The sequence below is a fragment of the Bacillus cereus group sp. Bce019 genome (assembly GCF_051781745.1).
GTDB classification, from domain to species: Bacteria; Bacillota; Bacilli; order Bacillales; family Bacillaceae_G; genus Bacillus_A; species Bacillus_A cereus.
This window is the reverse complement of sequence record NZ_JBPWJX010000259.1, coordinates 1-251: the sequence shown is the minus strand read 5'-3', so window position 1 is coordinate 251 and position 251 is coordinate 1. Positions and strand designations below refer to the sequence as shown.

Here is a 251-nt window from a genome sequence, read left to right as displayed (position 1 = left end):
GGTGACCCGTACGGGATTCGAACCCGTGTTACCGCCGTGAAAGGGCGGTGTCTTAACCACTTGACCAACGGGCCAAAAAAGTTTTAAACCTATTCCCAAGCTTCCAACCGGGCTTGAACCGGTGACCTCTTCCTTACCATGGAAGTGCTCTACCAGCTGAGCTATGGAAGCATAATGGCTCCGCAGGTAGGACTCGAACCTACGACCGATCGGTTAACAGCCGATAGCTCTACCACTGAGCTACTGCGGAA

3 tRNA genes are annotated in these 251 nt (G+C 53.4%); all 3 read right to left on the bottom strand.

Features of this window, described 5'->3' with window-relative positions:
* Positions 1-2: 2 nt before the first annotated feature.
* Positions 3-74, bottom strand: a tRNA-Glu gene (locus ACS2QP_RS28255).
* A 24-nt stretch (positions 75-98) separates the two neighbouring features.
* A tRNA-Thr gene (locus ACS2QP_RS28250) sits at positions 99-171 on the bottom strand.
* A 4-nt stretch (positions 172-175) separates the two neighbouring features.
* A tRNA-Asn gene (locus tag ACS2QP_RS28245) sits at positions 176-250 on the bottom strand.
* Position 251 lies beyond the last annotated feature (1 nt).